Consider the following 16,148-nt stretch of genomic DNA (forward strand, 5'->3'; position numbering starts at 1 on the left):
CGGTCATCCCGCGGCCAGCGCGAGCGAGTCCAGGTCCCGGATCGCCGCGCACGCGCGGGTGACCATCGCGGCGAACATCAGGTCCCCGCGATCGGTCCGGGTCCCGTAGGCGCAGCCGAAGACCGCGACCAACGGACCCTGCGGCATCGCGAAGCGGTAGTCGTCCCAGGCGAGGTCGCAGGGGTACGCCGCCACGCCGTACCCCTCGAGGGCGGAGTGGTACGACGCCACCAGGTCCCGCTCGTGCGCCCGCCGCTCGGCGACGGCCAGCCCGGTGCCGAGCACGTAGGCCAGGTCGCGGGCCGGCAGGCCGAGCGAGAGGGTCTGCCAGTCGACGGCGACCGAGCCCGGTCCGCCGCCCGGCGGGAAGAGCAGGTTGTCGAGCCGGTAGTCGCCGTGCACCAGCCCCACCCGCTCGGAGCGGGCCAGGGCCCAGGCCTCGGTCACCGCGACGCAGTCGCGCAGGGTGCCGTGGTCCTCGGGCGCCAGCAGGTGGCCGAGGCCGTCGAGGAAGATCTCGGCCGCCGGTCCGTAGAGCTCGGCCAGCAGCCGTGCGCCCTCGGCGTCGGTCGCGGTGATCCCGTCCAGGTCCAGCAGCGTCGAGTCGCCCCAGCGCGGACCGTGCAGGCCGGCCAGGTTGACCACGGCGTCGCGGGCCTGGTCGACCGTGCAGCCGGCGAGCTGGTCGCCCTGCACGGCGGGGGCCAGGTCCTCCAGCAGCAGCACGAAGTCGCCGGAGGCGCCGGGGGCGGTGACGTGGTGGCAGGCCGGCACCCGGATCGCCACCGTCGGGGCGACCTCGGCGTAGAAGAGCGCCTCGGTGCGGTAGACCCCCGCGAGCAGCTCGCGGGCCGCCGGATCGACCGCGGGCAGCTTGGCCAGCACGGTGGCGGGGACGCCCGTGCCCTCCAGGTGGAGCCGGTGGCAGGTGCCGATCTGGCCGGTGCCGACCGGCTCGCTCCGCACCGCCGTCACCCGGCGACCGAGGGCCTCGCTCAGCCACTCCGGCGTGAGCTCCTCGACCAGCGCCGGGACGCTCATCGCGTCCAGCCCGGATTGACGGGGAGCGCGGGCAGGTCGGGGCGCAGGCCGCCGTACGCCTCGACGACGGGGGCGAGCTCGGTCGGCGTGGCGCCGTGCAGGATGACGCTGTCGGCGCCGGCGGCCAGCTGGTCGACGACCCGCTGCGCGCACTGGGTGGCGGACCCGGTGGCCGAGGCGGCCAGCCACTCCGCGGGCAGCACCCGGTCGCGGAGGTAGGTGAGCTCGTCGGTCGTCCCGATCGCGTCGAGAGCGCCCGGGTAGCCCTGCAGCAACGGGTCCTCCCGGAAGCGCTGGAGTGCGGCGAGGTCCCAGTCGTTGGCCCGCACGAGGACCTCGCCATACCCCTGGAGGTACGTCGCCAGCCGCCCGACCAGCTTGCGCAGGCGTTGCTCCTCCGGGATCGAGTCCTCCACGGTGGCCAGCACCGACCAGACCCGGATCGAGGCCGGGTCGCGCCCGGCCTCCTCGGCCGCTCGTCGGACGGTCGCGACCGAGCGGGCCAGGGTCTCGTCGGACAGGAACGTGTGCAGGACGACGCCGTCGGCGACCCGACCGGCGAGCTCGAGGCTCTTCGGCCCGATCGCCATCATCAGTACCGGGACGTCCTCGTCGAAGGACGGGTCCTGCGAGAGGTAGGGGTAGTCGCCGGCGGGCCCGGAGTGGCCGAACGCCTCGCCGTGCCAGAGCCGGCGGTAGATCCCGACCGCGTCCTCGAGCTGGGCGCCGGTGACGCGGGGGAGACCCATCACGTCGAAGAGCAGGTCGAAGCCCCGGCCCAGGCCGAACGCGTAGCGTCCGCCGCTCATCCGGTGCAGCGTGGTGGCCATCGTGGCGGTGACGAGCGGGTGGCGGGTGTTGTGGTTGGTGGCGGCGGTGCCGATGCCGATCCGGCTCGACGCCGCCACCGCTGCTCCGGCCAGGACGCCTGCGTCCTTGACGTTGAACCGCTCGGAGAGGAAGACCGCCCCGAGGCCGAGGTCCTCGGCGAGCCGGACCTCGTCGAGCAGGTCCGCCGGCGAGGCCGAGTGGCCGGCGAGGCCGTAGCAGGCGAGCTCGGGGAACGCCTGGCCCTGGGGATCGGTGGTCACGCGCCGGGACGCTAGCAATGGACTTGACACGTGTCAGTAGCGGCGAAAGTTACCGACCGGTAAGGTTGCTCGTATGAGCCAGGTCCTCGCCCTGTGGCAGAAGATGAGCGCCGTCCCGGTGATCGGGACGCGCGTGTTCTCGGTGGCCTTCGCGCAGAAGGCGCCGTACTTCTCCTCGATCCGTCCGCGCTTCACGGTGCTCGAGCCGAACCACGTCGAGCTGGTGATCCCGAAGCGCCGTCGCGTGCACAACCACCTCGGCACGCTGCACGCCATCGCGCTGTGCAACGGCCTCGAGGCCGCCATGGGCGCGCTCGCCGAGGCGACCATCCCCGCGGACAAGCGGTGGATCCCGAAGGGGATGGAGGTCGGCTACACCGCCAAGGCCACCAGTGACGTCACCTGCGTCGCCGAGACCGACCCCGAGCAGTGGACGTCCGAGGACCCTGACCTCCCCGTGCGGGTGCGCGGCGTACGCGACGACGGCACGGTGGTGATCGAGGGCGTCATCCGGCTCTGGGTGACGCCGCGGAAGTAGCCGCTCAGACGGCGGTGCTCTGTCCGCCGTCCATGGTGCCGACCCGCGTCAGGTCGAGGGGGCTCTTCTCCCCGACGTAGCGACGCTGCACCCAGCTCGCGAGCAGGGTGAGGAGCAGGTTCACGACGATGTAGAGCGCCGCGACGACGATCATGGTCGGCACCCGGTTGTTGAACTCCAGGTAGATCTGCTTCGAGACGAAGGTCAGGCCCGGGGCGGTGACGAAGATCCCGAGTGCGGTGTCCTTCAGGGCGACCACGCACTGGCTGATGATCGCGGGCAGCATGATCTTCGCCGCCTGCGGCATCAGGATGATGTTCATGACCTGGGTCTTGCGCATCCCGATGGCGTACGCCGCCTCCGCCTGGCCGGCCGGTACGGCGAGCACCCCGGCGCGGAGCACCTCCGCCAGGACCGAGCCGTTGTAGAGGGTCAGGGCGATGACCACGGCCCAGAACGGGCTGCCGTCCTTGTTGATGCCGATCGCGTACCAGGTGAAGACCATCAGCAGCAGCACCGGGACGGCGCGGAAGAACTCGACGACCAGCCAGGCGGGCCAGCGGACCAGGGCGTGCTCGGAGAGCTTGCCGACACCGAGCACGAATCCGAGCACGACGGCACCGAGGATCGCGAGGAACGCCATCTTCAGGGTGTTGAGGAGACCGTCGACGAGGAGGACCCGGACGTAGTCGGGGGTGGTGAAGACCTCCCACTTGTCGGCCTCGAACTGGCCGTCGTCGTAGAGGCGCCACAGCGCCCAGGCCACCGCGGCGGCGACCAGCAGCACGGCGACGACGTTGTAGACGCGGTGCCGGGCGACCGTGCGTGGTCCCGGGGCGTCGAACAGCACACTCGCGCTCACAGGGCGACCCTCCAGTGACGCTCGGTCCGGGTGGCGAGGAACGAGAACGCCTCGACGATGACGATGTAGCCGATGGCGAAGCAGACGAAGATGCCGAATCGCTCCGAGGAGAAGCTGTTGGTGAACGTGCGCATCTGGGCGGTGGCCTCGGCGACGCCGAAGACCGCGGCCACGGAGGTGTTCTTGATCAGGGCGATCTGGACGCTGGCCAGCGGCGGCAGCGCCGCACGGAAGGCCTGCGGCAGCACGACCTGGGACATCACGCCCCCGAACGGGAGGCCGATCGCCCGGGCGGCCTCGACCTGGCCGAGCGGCACGGCATTCACGCCGGCGCGCAGTCCCTCGCACACGAAGGCCGAGGTGTAGAGCGTCAGGGAGACCACGGCCGCACCGAAGAACGCCGTGAAGTCGAAGGTCCCGACATGGACCTGCAGCCACTTGAACTGGATGCCGAAGATCGGCGCCGCGAAGGAGAAGAACGCGAACATGATGACGAGCGGGGTGTTGCGCACGACGGTGACGTAGGTCGCCGCCGCGCCTCGGAGCACCGCCACCGGTCCGACCCGCATCGCGACCAGGACCGTGCCGAGGAGGGTCGACAGCACGCCGGCCACCAGGAACAGGAAGATCGTGTAGCCGAAGGCCTTGAAGTACGCGTCGAGGTTGTCGAGGACCGCGTTCACGGCGGGGATCCTTCCTCAGCTCGTGGGAGTAGGTCCGGGGCGGCCGGACGGCCGCCCCGGACGGGGGGCACGACGATCAGGCGACGCAGTCCTGCAGCTGCGGCGGGTCCGGGGTCTCGACGCCGGAGGGGCCGAGCGTCAGCTCGAACGCCTCGGCCCAGGAACCGTCCTCGAACGAGTCCTCGAGGACGTCGTTGATCCACTCGCACATCTCCGGGTGCTCCTTGGAGTACCCGACGCCGATCAGCTCCTCGGAGAACTCGTCGCCGACGACCTTCAGCTGGCCTTCGTTCTCGGCCGCGTAGCCGGCCAGGATCGAGCCGTCGGTCGACATGCCCTGGACGGTGCCGTCGAGGACCTTCTGGACGCACTCGGAGTAGCTGTCGAACCCGACGCCCTTCGCGCCGGCCTCGTTGATCCGGTCGATCGAGGTCGAGCCGGTGACCGAGCAGACCTCCTGGCCCTTCAGGTCATCGATGCTCGCGACGTCGCTGTCAGCGGGGACGAGCAGCTGCTGGCCGGTCACGAAGTACGGTCCGGTCTGGCCGACGACCTTCCGCCGGTCGTCGGTGATGGAGTACGACGCCAGGACCAGGTCGACCTTGCCGGACTCCAGGAACGGCTCCCGGTTGTCGGAGATCGTCTCCTCGTAGGTCACGACGCTGGTGTCGGCGGGGTCGATGCCGAGGTCGGCGACCAGCAGCTTGGCGATCTCGACGTCGAAGCCCGACGGGATGTCGTCGTTCGCGCCCTTGAAGCCGAGGCCGGGCTGGTCGTACTTCACGCCGACGGTGATCTTGCCCGCCTCGGCGAGCTCCTTCATGCGGGTGCCGGCGTCGAACTCGTCGGCGGCGTTCTCCTTGGCCTCGACGTCGCGGCCCTCGTCGTCGCTGCCGGCGTCGCCGCACGCGGTGAGCATCCCGGCGAGGAGCACTCCTGCCGCGGCGATCCCGAATCTCGTCCTGCGCATGCTGTCTCCTTCAGTGCTTGAGGATCTTGCCGAGGAAGTCCTTGGCCCGATCGCTCTGGGGGTTGGTGAAGAACTCGTCGGGGGTGTTCTCCTCGACGATGGCGCCGTCGGCCATGAAGACGACCCGGTCGGCCGCGGTGCGGGCGAAGCCCATCTCGTGGGTGACGACGACCATGGTCATGCCGCGCTTGGCGAGGTCGACCATGACCTCGAGGACCTCGGAGATCATCTCGGGGTCGAGGGCGGAGGTCGGCTCGTCGAAGAGCATCACCTTCGGCTCCATGGCCAGCGCGCGGGCGATCGCCACGCGCTGCTGCTGGCCGCCGGAGAGCTGGGCGGGGTACTTGGCGGCCTGGTGGCCGACGCCGACCCGGTCGAGCAGCTCGCGGGCGCGGGTCTCCGCCGCCTCCTTCTTGATGCCGCGGACCTTGATCGGGCCGAGGGTGACGTTCTCGAGGATCGTCTTGTGGGCGAAGAGGTTGAAGCTCTGGAAGACCATGCCGACCTCGGCGCGCAGGTTGGCCAGCTCCTTGCCCTCCGCGGGGAGCGGCTGGCCGTCGAGGGTGATCGAGCCCTGCTGGATCACCTCGAGCCGGTTGATCGCCCGGCAGAGCGTGGACTTGCCGGAGCCGGACGGTCCGATGACCACCACGACCTCGCCGCGGTCCACCGTGAGGTTGATGTCCTGCAGGACGTGCAGGTCCCCGAACCACTTGTCGACATGGTCGAGAACGACCAGCGGTGCACCCGTCATGACCGGGGAACCTATCCCGACCTGGCCCACTTGAACCATCCCCGACCTGGGGTGGCCGGACTGAGACCGACCTGTGACCAACCGGGTCAGTGGCAGGTCAGCGGCGGGCGCGCACCGCGAGAAGGACGGCGGCAGTGGCGACGACCGCCGCCGTACGACGTCCCGGGCGGACCGCCCGGGTCTGCGAGGCCAGCACCGCCCACGAGCTCTGGTGGGCCAGGACCGACCACGAGCTCTGGTGCGACAGCACCGATCCGAGCGACATCGAGGAGCCGATCGAGAGGAACGAGGCGTACGAGCCCACGCTCCCGACCGAGAGGACCGACCCGGTGCTCGCGATCGAGAGGGCCGAGCCGTCGGACCACAGAGACAGCACCGAGCGTCGGGAACCGACCGACAGGTGCGAGGACATGTCGGCAGCGTAGGACGCGATCCGCCTCGGGCACCAGAAATCCCGTCTGGGCGACCCGGTGTGGATACTTCTGCCAGTGACCTCGGCATCTGCGCACGCAACGGACCCGCGTCCCCGGGACACCGTGACGACGAGGGAGGCGCCCTCGCGAGGGCTCCGTCAGGACATCCAGGCGCTGCGAGCGATCGCGGTCGCCCTGGTCGTGGTCTTCCACTTCTGGCCGTCGTCGCTCACCGGTGGCTACGTCGGGGTCGACGTGTTCTTCGTGATCTCCGGGTTCCTGATCACCAGCCACCTGCTCCAGCGGCCGCCGACGAGCGTCAGGGACCTCGCCGCCTTCTGGGGGCGCCGGATCCGGCGGCTGCTCCCCGCCGCCTTCACCGTCCTCCTGACGACCCTGGCCGCCACCTGGTGGCTCGCGCCGGCCAGCATGTGGGCAGCGACCGCGAAGCAGGCCGTGGCATCGGCGCTCTACGTGCAGAACTGGGTGCTGGCGGAGGAGTCGGTGGACTACCTCGCCGCGGACAACGTCGCCACCCCGGTCCAGCACTACTGGTCCCTGTCGATCGAGGAGCAGTTCTACCTGGGGTGGCCGGTCCTCGTCCTGGTGGCCGCCCTGGTGGCCCGGCGTTCCGGCCGCAGCGTCAGGGCGTGCGCCGGGGTCGCGGTGACGGTCGTGCTCGGGGTGTCGCTCGTCTGGTCGGTCCTGGGCCGCGACGACGCTGCGTCGTACTTCGTGACCTGGACCCGGATCTGGGAGCTCGGGGTCGGTGGCCTGGTGGCCGTGGTCCTTCCTCTGCTCGGCGGACTCGGCCGGACGGTGCGGATCGTCGCCGTCTGGTCGGGCCTCGCGATGATGGCGGTCGCGGCCGTCACCTACGACGGTGCGACGGCCTTCCCCGGCTTCGCCGCCCTGCTCCCGGTGCTCGGCGCGGCCCTGGTGATCGCGGCCGCGGTCCCACGCGGGCCGCTGTCGCCGCTCAGGGTGATGGGACTTCGACCCGTGCAGGCCCTCGGCGACGTGTCGTACGCCGTCTACCTGTGGCACTGGCCCGTCGTGGTCCTGCTCCCGTTCGCACTCGAGAGCGAGCCGACGACCTGGCAGCTGGTGGTGGCGCTGGCGGTGGTCCTGCTGCTCTCCCAGCTGACCAAGGTGCTCGTGGAGGACCCCCTGCGTGGTCAGCGACCGCTCGGGCTTCCGCTGCGCCGCAGCTTCGTCTTCGCGCTGGTCGGGGCGCTGCTGGTCACCGGCGGTGCTGTCGCCCTGCGGGACCAGGCCCAGGAGGCCGTGCGGCCGCCGGGCAGCGCCGACCGCGATGACCCGTGCTTCGGCGCTCGGGCCGTGACCAACGAGTGTGACCTGGACGGCCAGGAGCTGGCGACCTCGACCGTCTTCGCGTCCGAGGACAACAAGGCCGTCCGGGACCGGAACTGCATGTCCAGCACCACCGGGCTGCTGGCCGACCCGGCCTGCCACTACGGCAGCGACGATCCGGGCGCCCTCAAGGTCGCGATGGTCGGCAACTCCCACGGGGCGCACTGGCTGCCCGTCTTCCGGGCCATCGCCCGGCAGCGGGGGTGGAGCCTCACGACGTACTTCGCCTTCGAGTGCCACACCTCGGACCGGCCGGTGGCCTTCCCGGAGAAGGTCCAGACCGACAACTGCGAGACGTTCAACCAGCGAGCGATCTCCGAGGTCGCCGACCAGGACTTCGACCTGGTGGTCCTGGCCAACCGCACCCTCATCCCGCTCGTCGGACTGGACGGCGACGACCAGGAGGACGAGAACCAGCGCGAGACCGAGGCGTCGTACCGCCGGATCATCACCACGTGGCGGGACGCCGGGAGCAGGGTCCTGGTGATGCGGGACAACCCCCGACGCCACGAGAAGGAGACCGTCCCGCAGTGCATCGACCTCCACCCGGACGACCTCGCCGCCTGCGACCGCCCGCTCGCCGAGGCCGACGTCTGGGACCCGGAGGGCGATGTCGCCACCGAGATGGCCAGGACCGACGACGGGGTAGGCGTCTTCGACCTCCGGCCCTGGTTGTGCCCCGACGACATCTGCCGTGCGGTGGTCGGTGGGGTGATCACGCTGTGGGACACCCACCACCTGACGGCGACGTTCGTCCGGTCGTTGCGTCCGCAGGTGGCCACCGCGGTCGACGAGCTGCTCGGACCCGGCTAGCGGCCGGCTCTGCTTTTCACTCGTCCGGGGACGGAGCCGTACCCTCGTCGGGTCATGGCGCGCACGTACGAGGTCCGCACCTACGGGTGCCAGATGAACGTCCACGACTCCGAGCGGCTCACCGGCCTGCTGGAGGACGCGGGGTACGCCGCCGCGCCCGCGGGCGAGCAGGCCGACGTGGTCGTGTTCAACACCTGCGCGGTGCGCGAGAACGCCGACAACAAGCTCTACGGCAACCTGTCGCACCTCGCGCCGGTCAAGGCCGCCAACCCCGGGATGCAGATCGCCGTCGGGGGCTGTCTGGCCCAGAAGGACCGCTCGACGATCACCCAGAAGGCGCCGTACGTCGACGTGGTCTTCGGCACCCACAACATCGGGTCGCTGCCGGTGCTGCTGGAGCGGGCCCGGGTGCAGGAGGAGGCGCAGGTCGAGATCCTCGAGTCGCTCGACGTCTTCCCCTCGACGCTGCCGACCAAGCGCGAGTCGGCGTACGCCGCGTGGGTCTCGATCTCGGTCGGCTGCAACAACACCTGCACCTTCTGCATCGTCCCCGCGCTGCGCGGCAAGGAGAAGGACCGCCGTCCGGGCGATGTGCTGGCCGAGGTCCGTGCGCTGGTCGCCGAGGGGGTCACCGAGGTGACGCTGCTCGGTCAGAACGTGAACGCCTACGGCGTGGAGTTCGGTGACCGGCAGGCGTTCAGCAAGCTGCTGCGCGCGTGTGGCGAGATCGAGGGGCTGGAGCGGGTCCGGTTCACCTCGCCGCACCCGGCCGAGTTCACCGACGACGTGATCGAGGCGATGGCCGAGACACCCACCGTGATGCCCTCGCTCCACATGCCGCTGCAGTCCGGCTCGGACCGGATGCTCAAGGCGATGCGGCGCTCCTACCGATCGTCGAAGTACCTCGGGATCATCGAGCGGGTCCGGGCTGCGATGCCCGACGCCGCGATCACCACCGACATCATCGTGGGCTTCCCCGGCGAGACCGAGGAGGACTTCCTCGAGACGCTGCGGGTGGTGCGCGAGTCGCGCTTCTCCAGCGCCTTCACCTTCCAGTACTCCAAGCGCCCCGGCACCCCGGCCGCGACGCTCGACGAGCAGGTGCCGCCGGACGTCGTGAAAGACCGCTACGGCCGGCTGGTCGCCCTGGTCAACGAGATCGCCGAGGAGGAGAACAAGCGGATCGTCGGTCGCACCCTCGAGCTGATGGTCTCCGAGGGCGAGGGCCGCAAGGACGCCGCGACCCTGCGGCTCTCCGGGCGCGCGCCCGACAACCGGCTCGTGCACTTCAACCCGGAGGGCGCGGACGGGGTCCGGCCGGGTGACATGGTCACCGTCCAGGTCACGTACGGCGCCCCGCACCACCTGGTCGCGGACGGGCCGGTCCTCGCGGTCCGGCGTACCCGGTCGGGCGACGCGTGGGAGCGCCGCAACGCCGCGCCCGCGACGCCGGCCGGGGTCGGGCTGGGCATGCCGTCGATCGGCGTCCCCGCGCCGCTGCCGGACGCGCCCGCCTGCCGCTGACGCCGCTCAGCCCGAGCGCGGGTCCTTGCTGGAGTAGCCCGCTCGGGGCGGCACCGGCGGATCCGGGTTGACCTCGGGGCCGCCGGAGGACTGCTCCGGGGGAGCGTCGTCGGCGGGCTCGGCGGGGGTCACGTCGCGGACACCGCTGGAGCCGACCTGGCCGGGCCCGGTCGGGCCGACCCGCTCGCTGCTGACGCCCATGTCGCCGTCGCGCGGCTCCTCGGACGTCACGCCGGGGACTCCTCCTCGGCCGGGACGTCCTGGCCGTCCTGGCCCTCCTTGGTGGCCTCGGTGGAGGTGTCCTCGCCGGACTGGACCTCGTCGGGCATCGACTCGGTGTCGACCGCCGGGTTCTCTGCGGTCGTCAGGTCGGCGGGCAGCGCGTCCTCGGTCTCCGGGACGGCGTCGACGCCGCCGGGGTTGGGCTCGCCGGGCTCGATCTCGGGCTCGGGCTTCGGGCCCAGGTCGGTCGTCGTGTCGTCGCTCAACGCATCCTCCTCAGAAGCCGAACGTGGTGTACGCCGGAGCGGTACCCGGGCCGATCAGCTCCAACACGGCGCGCTCGTGCGGCACGACCGGGTCCGGGAGGGCGTCGAGGGGGAACCAGCGGATCTCGGCGCACTTCGTCGGCTCGACCACCCGCGGGTCCCCCGTCCAGGAGCGGGCGGTGAAGAAGAAGTCGACCCGCTCGTCGATGGCCTCGCCGCCGCGGGTGCGCTGCATGGTGGTGAGGAACGCAAGGTCCAGGTCGCGGACCCCGATCTCCTCGAGCGCCTCGCGGTGCGCGGCGTCGTACGCCGTCTCTCCGCGCTCCACGTGGCCCGCGGCGGCCGCGGCCCAGTGCCCGTCCATGTACGGCGTGCCCTGGCGCAGCTGGAGCAGGACCTCGGGGCCGCCGACCCCGTCGCGGAGCAGGTAGACGTAGGCCGCCGGGACGACGACGAACCGCTCCTCCGTCGCTGGTTCGTCCGTCGCTGGTTCGTCCGTCGCTGGTTCGTCGGTCGCTGGTTCGTCGGTCGCTGGTTCCTGGGTCACTGGTTCCTGGGTCACTGGTTCCTGGGTCACTGGGACGGCTGGTCCAGGGAGGTCTCGGCGTTCTCCTCCTGCTCGTCGCGCTCGGCGGCGTCCTGCTCGGGACGGTCGCCGGAGGGCTCGGGGACGTCGGTGCCGGCGGCGGGCGTGCTCGGTGCGGGCGCGGTCGCGGCCTCGCCGGGCGTGTCGTGACCGTCGGGGGCGTCGGTGCGCTGCGGCCCGCCCGGCGGGGTCGGCGCGTCGAGGTCGTCGTGCTGCTTCTGGTTCATCGCGGCGGCGTCCCAGGGTTCCCCGGGGTGCTGCCGGGTCCGAGGTCGCCGTCGTCCTTCTTGTCCAGCTTGTCGAGCGCGTCCTTGGCCTTGGCGGAGGCGTTGCGGATCTTGTCGGCGTGCTTGCCGCCGGTGCGCTTGTCGGCCTCGGCGGCCGCCTTGTCGATGCCCTGGCTGATCTTGTCGCCGTGCTTGTCCACGGCGTCGGACAGCTTGTCCTTGGCCTTGTCGAAGAAGCTCATCGTTCCCTCCCCTGTCGCTGAACGGTCGGTGTGCGGGTCCCGTACCCGTCTTGCCACACTAGCCACGTGCCGAACCCCGTCGACGTGCCGATCGTGGCCGTCGTCGGCGCGACCGCGTCGGGCAAGACGTCGCTCTCGCTGGACCTGGCCGAGCGGCTCGGCGGGGAGGTGGTCAACACCGACGCGATGCAGGTGTACCGCGGCATGGACGTCGGGACGGCGAAGCTGCCGCCGGCCGAGCGTCGGGGCGTCCCGCACCACCTGCTCGACACCCGCTCGGTGCGCGACTCGGCGACCGTCGCGGAGTTCCAGGGGTGGGCGCGCGACTGCGTCGCCGATCTGCGCGGCCGCGGCACGACGCCGGTGCTGGTCGGCGGCTCGGCGCTCTACACCCGGGCGATCCTGGACCGCTTCGAGTTCCCCGCGACCGACGAGGGGGTCCGGGCGCGCCTGGAGGCGGAGCTCGCCGAGGTCGGGCCGGCGGTCCTCTTCGAACGGCTGCGCTCGCTCGACCCGGAGGCGGCCTCGCGGATGCTCGTCGAGAACGGTCGCCGTACGGTCCGCGCGCTCGAGGTCATCGAGCTCACGGGTCGGCCCTACAGCGCCTCCCTCCCGACCCTGGAGTACGCCGACCCCCGCACCGTCCAGATCGGCGTCGACATCGACCGGCCGACCCTCGACGCGCGGATCGAGCAGCGGGTCGACGCGATGTTCGCCGACGGGTTCGTCGCCGAGGTCGAGCGGCTGCTCGCCGAGGGGCTGGCCGACGGTCGGACGGCGTCCGTGGCGATCGGCTACCGGGAGGTGGTGGCGCACCTGCGCGGCGAGCTCACCCTCGCCGAGGCGCGGAACCGGACGGTCTTCGCGACCCGCCGGTTCGCCCGGCGCCAGGACGGGTGGTTCCGCAAGGACCCGCGGATCGTCTGGGTCGACTACGACGACCCGGACCGGGTGGAGCAGGCGCTGACGGCCGTCCGAGCGGTATAAGGAGGGGCACACGTATGCCCCTCCCCGTACCGCTCATCAGGTGCCTCGGACGGGCGTCGGGACCCGGTCCGACCCCCCGACTCATCGGAGCAAGATCGGTCAGGCGCGGCCGGGCCGGTCGGAGCGAGACTGGCGCCATGACCGACTCAGGCGGGACCGAGACCGGGAGGGACCGGCTGCGCGAGCTGCTCGACGCGGTGCTCGACGAGGACCACCGCACGCTGGGCGACATGGCGGGCGGGGCCTACGCGTCGCCGTACCACTTCAGCCGTCAGCTCAGCCGGGGCACGGGCGAGCCGCCGGTGGCGATGCGGCGGCGGGTGATGCTGGAGCGGGCCGCCTGGCAGCTGCGGCAGGGGAGCTCGGTGACGGACGCGGCGTTCGCGGCCGGCTACGAGTCGGTCGAGGGGTTCGGCCGCGCCTTCCAGCGGGCGTACGGCGAGTCGCCGGGGTCCGTCGCGCGCGAGCCCGGCCAGCACTGGCTGCCGGCCCCGAACGGCATCCACTTCCACCCGCCGACCTCGCTGTGGATCGAGGGGACCGGGGCAGCGGCGCAGCCGTCCGCGGGCACGGTGACGGCGTTGATGGTCGAGCACGACCTCGACGACACCCGGGAGCTCCTGGAGCTGGCGAAGGGGGCCGAGGTCACCGCGGAGCTCCGCGAGCTGCTGACCGAGCTGGTCGGCAGCAAGGAGGTCTGGCTCGCGGCGATCGAGGGCCACGACCACCCGACCGGCCCGGTCAGCACCACGAGCGACGTACCGGCCCTCCTCGAGCGGTACGACGCAGTCGCGCCGCGGTGGCTCGCGATGGTCCGCGACGTCGACCGCCGGGGCGCCTGGGGCGACCGGCTCGTCGATGCGCTCTGCGACCCGCCCGAGAGCTTCGTGCTCGGCAGCGTGCTCGCGCACGTGCTCACCTACTCCGCCCACGGGCGGCTCCAGGCCCGGCGGCTGCTCGGCAGCGAGTGGCCGGCGGGCGATCCGATCATGTGGCTGCGGCAGCGCAGCGGAGGAGACCAGTGAAGACCACCTTCTACACCGCGACCACCCTCGACGGGTTCATCGCCGACGCGCAGGACTCGCTGGACTGGCTGCTGAGCCAGCCCCAGGACGAGGACGGCCCGATGGGCTACGAGGAGTTCATCCAGGACGTCGGCGCGATCGTGATGGGGCGTACCACCTACGAGTGGGTCCGCGACCACCTCGCGAGCGAGGGCGAGGCCTGGTCCTACGACATGCCGGCCTGGGTGATGACGCACGCCGACCTGCCGATGATCCAGGGTGCCGACGTTCGGTTCGCACGGGGCGACGTGCGCGAGGTGCACACGGCGATGGTCGAGGCCGCCGGCGGGAAGGACCTCTGGGTCGTGGGCGGCGGCGACCTGGCCGCGCAGTTCGCGGCGGCCGGGCTCCTCGACGAGTTGGTGCTGTCGATCGCGCCGGTCACCCTCGGCTCCGGGCGGCCCCTGTTCACGCGGCCGTTCGACCTGCGGCTGGTCGAGCACGGCGTGAACGGGGCCTTCCTGTGCGCACGCTACGAGGTGGTGGGAGCACGGGTTCCGGGGTAACGGCGACAGATGACCAGTTCTCTCGGGCGGCTCCCCGCCGTACTCCTCACCCTCGCCCTGCCCGCGGGCGCGCTCGTGGCGACGAGCGCCGCGCCCGCGGCCGCCGTACCCAAGAAGCCGACCGCACGCGGGTCCGGCGGCGCGGTCGCGTCCGTCGACCCGTACGCCACGCAGGTCGGCCTCCGCGTCCTGAAAGCCGGCGGCAACGCTGTCGACGCCGCGGTCGCGACCGCCGCCGCGCTCGGCGTGACCGAGCCCTACAGCGCCGGCATCGGTGGCGGCGGCTACTTCGTCGTGTACGACGCCAAGACCGGCAAGGTCCGCACGATCGACGGCCGCGAGACCGCTCCGCGGAAGATGCCGCGCGACGCGTTCGTCGACCCGAAGACCGGCGAGCCCTACCCGTTCACCCCCGACCTGGTGACCAGCGGCGTCTCGGTCGGCGTGCCCGGGACACCGGCGACCTGGGAGCGGGCCCTGGACCGCTGGGGCACCTGGTCGCTGGCCGAGACCCTCGCGCCGGCGACCCGGATCGCCCGGAAGGGCTTCCGCGTGGACAAGACGTTCCGCGACCAGACGGTCGACAACCAGGAGCGCTTCGCGGCGTTCCGCACGACCAAGCGGCTGTTCCTGAAGAAGGGCCGGGCGCCGCGGGTCGGCTCGACCTTCCGCAACCCCGACCTCGCCGACACCTACGACCTGCTCGCGAAGCGCGGGACCCGGGCGTTCTACGAGGGCAAGCTGGCTCGGCAGATCGCGCGCACCGTCCGCAAGCCCCCGAAGACGAAGAGCACCACGCTGCCGGTCCCGCGAGGCTTCATGACGGCCCGCGACCTGAAGCGCTACCGCACCGTCGCGGGCCGGGCCACCCAGGTCGCCTACCGCGGCTACCAGGTGCACGGCATGCCGCCGTCGTCCAGCGGCGGCTCGACCGTCGGCGAGGCGCTCAACATCCTCGAGGGCTCCGACCTCGGGAAGCTGCAGCGGCCCGCCGCCCTGCACCGCTACCTGGAGGCCAGCGCGCTCGCGTTCGCCGACCGGGGCGAGTACGTCGGTGACCCGCGCTTCACGAAGGTCCCGCTGAAGGACCTGCTCAGCCAGCGGTTCGCCCGCGAGCGGGCCTGCGCGATCGACGCCGACCAGGCGCTGCCGAAGCCGATCGCCGCGGGCGACGTCTCGTCGTACGACGGGAAGTGCGGGCCGTCGGCGCCGGCCACCGCCGAGCCGGCCGAGGACACCGAGAACATCTCCACGACCAACCTCACCGTGGTCGACAAGTGGGGCAACGTCGTCGAGTACACACTCACCATCGAGCAGACCGGCGGCTCCGGCATCGTCGTCCCGGGACGCGGGTTCCTGCTCAACAACGAGCTGACCGACTTCTCGACGGTCTACGAGGCCGACGACCCCAACCGGATCCAGCCCGTCAAGCGCCCGCGCTCGTCGATGTCGCCGACCATCGTCACGAAGAAGGGGAAGCCGGTCCTCGCCCTCGGCTCGCCCGGTGGCTCGACGATCATCACGACGGTGCTGCAGATGCTCGTCAACCGGCTCGACCTCGGCATGAGCCTGCCGCAGGCCATGGCCGCCCCGCGGGCCGCCCAGCGCAACACCGCTGACGTCACTGCCGAGCCGGCCTTCATCACCCGGTACGGCGCCGCGCTGGAGGCCTACGGCCACTCGCTGGTGCCCGCCGGCGACGCGTTCACCAGCCAAGCCGAGATCGGGGCCGCGACCGCGATCGGCATCCGCGGCCGTCGGCTGGTCGCGGTCGCGGAGCCGGACCGACGCGGCGGCGGGGCGGCCGGGGTCGTGAGGCCCCGCAAGCGCTGACCACCCCTCCCCGGTGGTTGAGGAGGTTGCGCAGCAACCGTCTCGAAACCCGTCTTGCCAGGACTCGGCGTCGATCGAGGCCCCCGGCTGACAAGGTGTCGAGACGGGACTTCGTCCCTCCTCAACCAACGGGAGCGGTGACACCGCACGTA

The 16,148-nt window shown here is 71.7% G+C and carries 19 protein-coding genes; 7 read left to right on the plus strand and 12 right to left on the minus strand.

Annotation, left to right across the window (positions count from 1 at the left end; genetic code table 11):
• Positions 1-3 precede the first annotated feature (3 nt).
• Together BLT76_RS20980 and BLT76_RS20985 are read right to left on the minus strand one after the other, a co-directional pair.
• Positions 4-1,041: a phosphotransferase family protein gene (locus tag BLT76_RS20980; protein WP_090860261.1), complete on the minus strand. Its 1,038-nt coding sequence runs from the start codon at positions 1,039-1,041 to the stop codon at positions 4-6.
• Positions 1,038-2,132, minus strand: a complete 1,095-nt coding sequence (locus BLT76_RS20985; RefSeq protein WP_090860262.1) for a TIGR03857 family LLM class F420-dependent oxidoreductase — start codon at positions 2,130-2,132, stop codon at positions 1,038-1,040. The genes BLT76_RS20980 and BLT76_RS20985 overlap by 4 nt, the downstream gene beginning before the upstream one ends.
• A gap of 73 nt (positions 2,133-2,205) precedes the next feature.
• On the opposite strand from BLT76_RS20985, the gene BLT76_RS20990 reads away from it, so the two are divergent.
• Positions 2,206-2,670, plus strand: a complete 465-nt coding sequence (locus BLT76_RS20990) for a hotdog fold domain-containing protein (RefSeq protein WP_090860263.1) — start codon at positions 2,206-2,208, stop codon at positions 2,668-2,670.
• A gap of 4 nt (positions 2,671-2,674) precedes the next feature.
• On the opposite strand, the gene BLT76_RS20995 is transcribed toward BLT76_RS20990, so the two are convergent.
• The 5 genes from BLT76_RS20995 to BLT76_RS21015 all read right to left on the minus strand — a co-directional run bounded on the left by BLT76_RS20995 (position 2,675) and on the right by BLT76_RS21015 (position 6,351).
• Positions 2,675-3,532 (minus strand): amino acid ABC transporter permease, encoded by an 858-nt coding sequence (locus BLT76_RS20995; protein ID WP_139175748.1) that lies wholly within the window; start codon positions 3,530-3,532, stop codon positions 2,675-2,677.
• Positions 3,529-4,215 (minus strand): amino acid ABC transporter permease, encoded by a 687-nt coding sequence (locus tag BLT76_RS21000; protein WP_090860265.1) that lies wholly within the window; start codon positions 4,213-4,215, stop codon positions 3,529-3,531. Before BLT76_RS21000 ends, BLT76_RS20995 begins: the two co-directional genes overlap by 4 nt.
• 76 nt (positions 4,216-4,291) lie before the next feature.
• On the minus strand, positions 4,292-5,185 hold the full coding sequence (locus BLT76_RS21005) for a glutamate ABC transporter substrate-binding protein (RefSeq protein ID WP_090860266.1): 894 nt from the start codon (positions 5,183-5,185) through the stop codon (positions 4,292-4,294).
• 10 nt (positions 5,186-5,195) lie between these two features.
• Positions 5,196-5,939, minus strand: a complete 744-nt coding sequence (locus BLT76_RS21010; protein ID WP_090860267.1) for an amino acid ABC transporter ATP-binding protein — start codon at positions 5,937-5,939, stop codon at positions 5,196-5,198.
• A 97-nt stretch (positions 5,940-6,036) separates the two neighbouring features.
• Positions 6,037-6,351: a hypothetical protein gene (locus tag BLT76_RS21015; protein WP_090860268.1), complete on the minus strand. Its 315-nt coding sequence runs from the start codon at positions 6,349-6,351 to the stop codon at positions 6,037-6,039.
• A 124-nt stretch (positions 6,352-6,475) separates the two neighbouring features.
• Between BLT76_RS21015 and BLT76_RS21020 the strand changes: the two genes are divergently transcribed.
• Both BLT76_RS21020 and miaB read left to right on the plus strand, forming a co-directional pair.
• Entirely contained in the window at positions 6,476-8,539 is a 2,064-nt protein-coding gene (locus BLT76_RS21020) for an acyltransferase family protein (RefSeq protein ID WP_139175750.1), read from the plus strand.
• Between the two features lie 54 nt (positions 8,540-8,593).
• Positions 8,594-10,063, plus strand: a complete 1,470-nt coding sequence (miaB, locus tag BLT76_RS21025) for a tRNA (N6-isopentenyl adenosine(37)-C2)-methylthiotransferase MiaB (protein WP_090860270.1) — start codon at positions 8,594-8,596, stop codon at positions 10,061-10,063.
• 6 nt (positions 10,064-10,069) lie between these two features.
• On the opposite strand, the gene BLT76_RS21030 is transcribed toward miaB, so the two are convergent.
• The 5 genes from BLT76_RS21030 to BLT76_RS21050 are packed head-to-tail and all read right to left on the minus strand — an operon-like array spanning position 10,070 to position 11,606.
• Positions 10,070-10,294, minus strand: coding sequence for a hypothetical protein (locus BLT76_RS21030; RefSeq protein WP_090860271.1), 225 nt, complete (start codon positions 10,292-10,294; stop codon positions 10,070-10,072).
• Entirely contained in the window at positions 10,291-10,551 is a 261-nt protein-coding gene (locus BLT76_RS21035) for a hypothetical protein (RefSeq protein WP_090860272.1), read from the minus strand. The genes BLT76_RS21030 and BLT76_RS21035 overlap by 4 nt, the downstream gene beginning before the upstream one ends.
• Positions 10,552-10,561: 10 nt before the next feature.
• A complete protein-coding gene (locus BLT76_RS21040; protein WP_090860273.1) occupies positions 10,562-11,098 on the minus strand; it encodes an NUDIX hydrolase in 537 nt (178 codons plus the stop codon).
• 26 nt (positions 11,099-11,124) lie between these two features.
• Positions 11,125-11,364 carry a hypothetical protein gene (locus BLT76_RS21045; protein ID WP_090860274.1) on the minus strand — a complete coding sequence of 80 codons (240 nt, stop codon included), beginning with the start codon at positions 11,362-11,364 and terminating at the stop codon, positions 11,125-11,127.
• Positions 11,361-11,606: an antitoxin gene (locus BLT76_RS21050; protein WP_090860275.1), complete on the minus strand. Its 246-nt coding sequence runs from the start codon at positions 11,604-11,606 to the stop codon at positions 11,361-11,363. The genes BLT76_RS21045 and BLT76_RS21050 overlap by 4 nt, the downstream gene beginning before the upstream one ends.
• 66 nt (positions 11,607-11,672) lie before the next feature.
• On the opposite strand from BLT76_RS21050, the gene miaA reads away from it, so the two are divergent.
• The 4 genes from miaA to ggt all read left to right on the plus strand — a co-directional run bounded on the left by miaA (position 11,673) and on the right by ggt (position 15,996).
• Positions 11,673-12,593, plus strand: a complete 921-nt coding sequence (gene miaA, locus BLT76_RS21055; protein ID WP_211753117.1) for a tRNA (adenosine(37)-N6)-dimethylallyltransferase MiaA — start codon at positions 11,673-11,675, stop codon at positions 12,591-12,593.
• 137 nt (positions 12,594-12,730) lie between these two features.
• The gene (locus BLT76_RS21060) at positions 12,731-13,618 is read left to right on the plus strand and encodes a helix-turn-helix domain-containing protein (RefSeq protein WP_090860277.1); all 888 of its coding nucleotides are present in this window, start codon (positions 12,731-12,733) and stop codon (positions 13,616-13,618) included.
• The gene (locus BLT76_RS21065) at positions 13,615-14,163 is read left to right on the plus strand and encodes a dihydrofolate reductase family protein (protein ID WP_090860278.1); all 549 of its coding nucleotides are present in this window, start codon (positions 13,615-13,617) and stop codon (positions 14,161-14,163) included. Before BLT76_RS21060 ends, BLT76_RS21065 begins: the two co-directional genes overlap by 4 nt.
• Positions 14,164-14,172: 9 nt before the next feature.
• Positions 14,173-15,996 (plus strand): gamma-glutamyltransferase, encoded by a 1,824-nt coding sequence (ggt, locus tag BLT76_RS21070; protein WP_090860279.1) that lies wholly within the window; start codon positions 14,173-14,175, stop codon positions 15,994-15,996.
• The last annotated feature ends 152 nt before the right edge of the window (positions 15,997-16,148 follow it).

This window comes from Nocardioides lianchengensis, from assembly GCF_900101465.1.
Taxonomy (GTDB): Bacteria; Actinomycetota; Actinomycetes; order Propionibacteriales; family Nocardioidaceae; genus Nocardioides; species Nocardioides lianchengensis.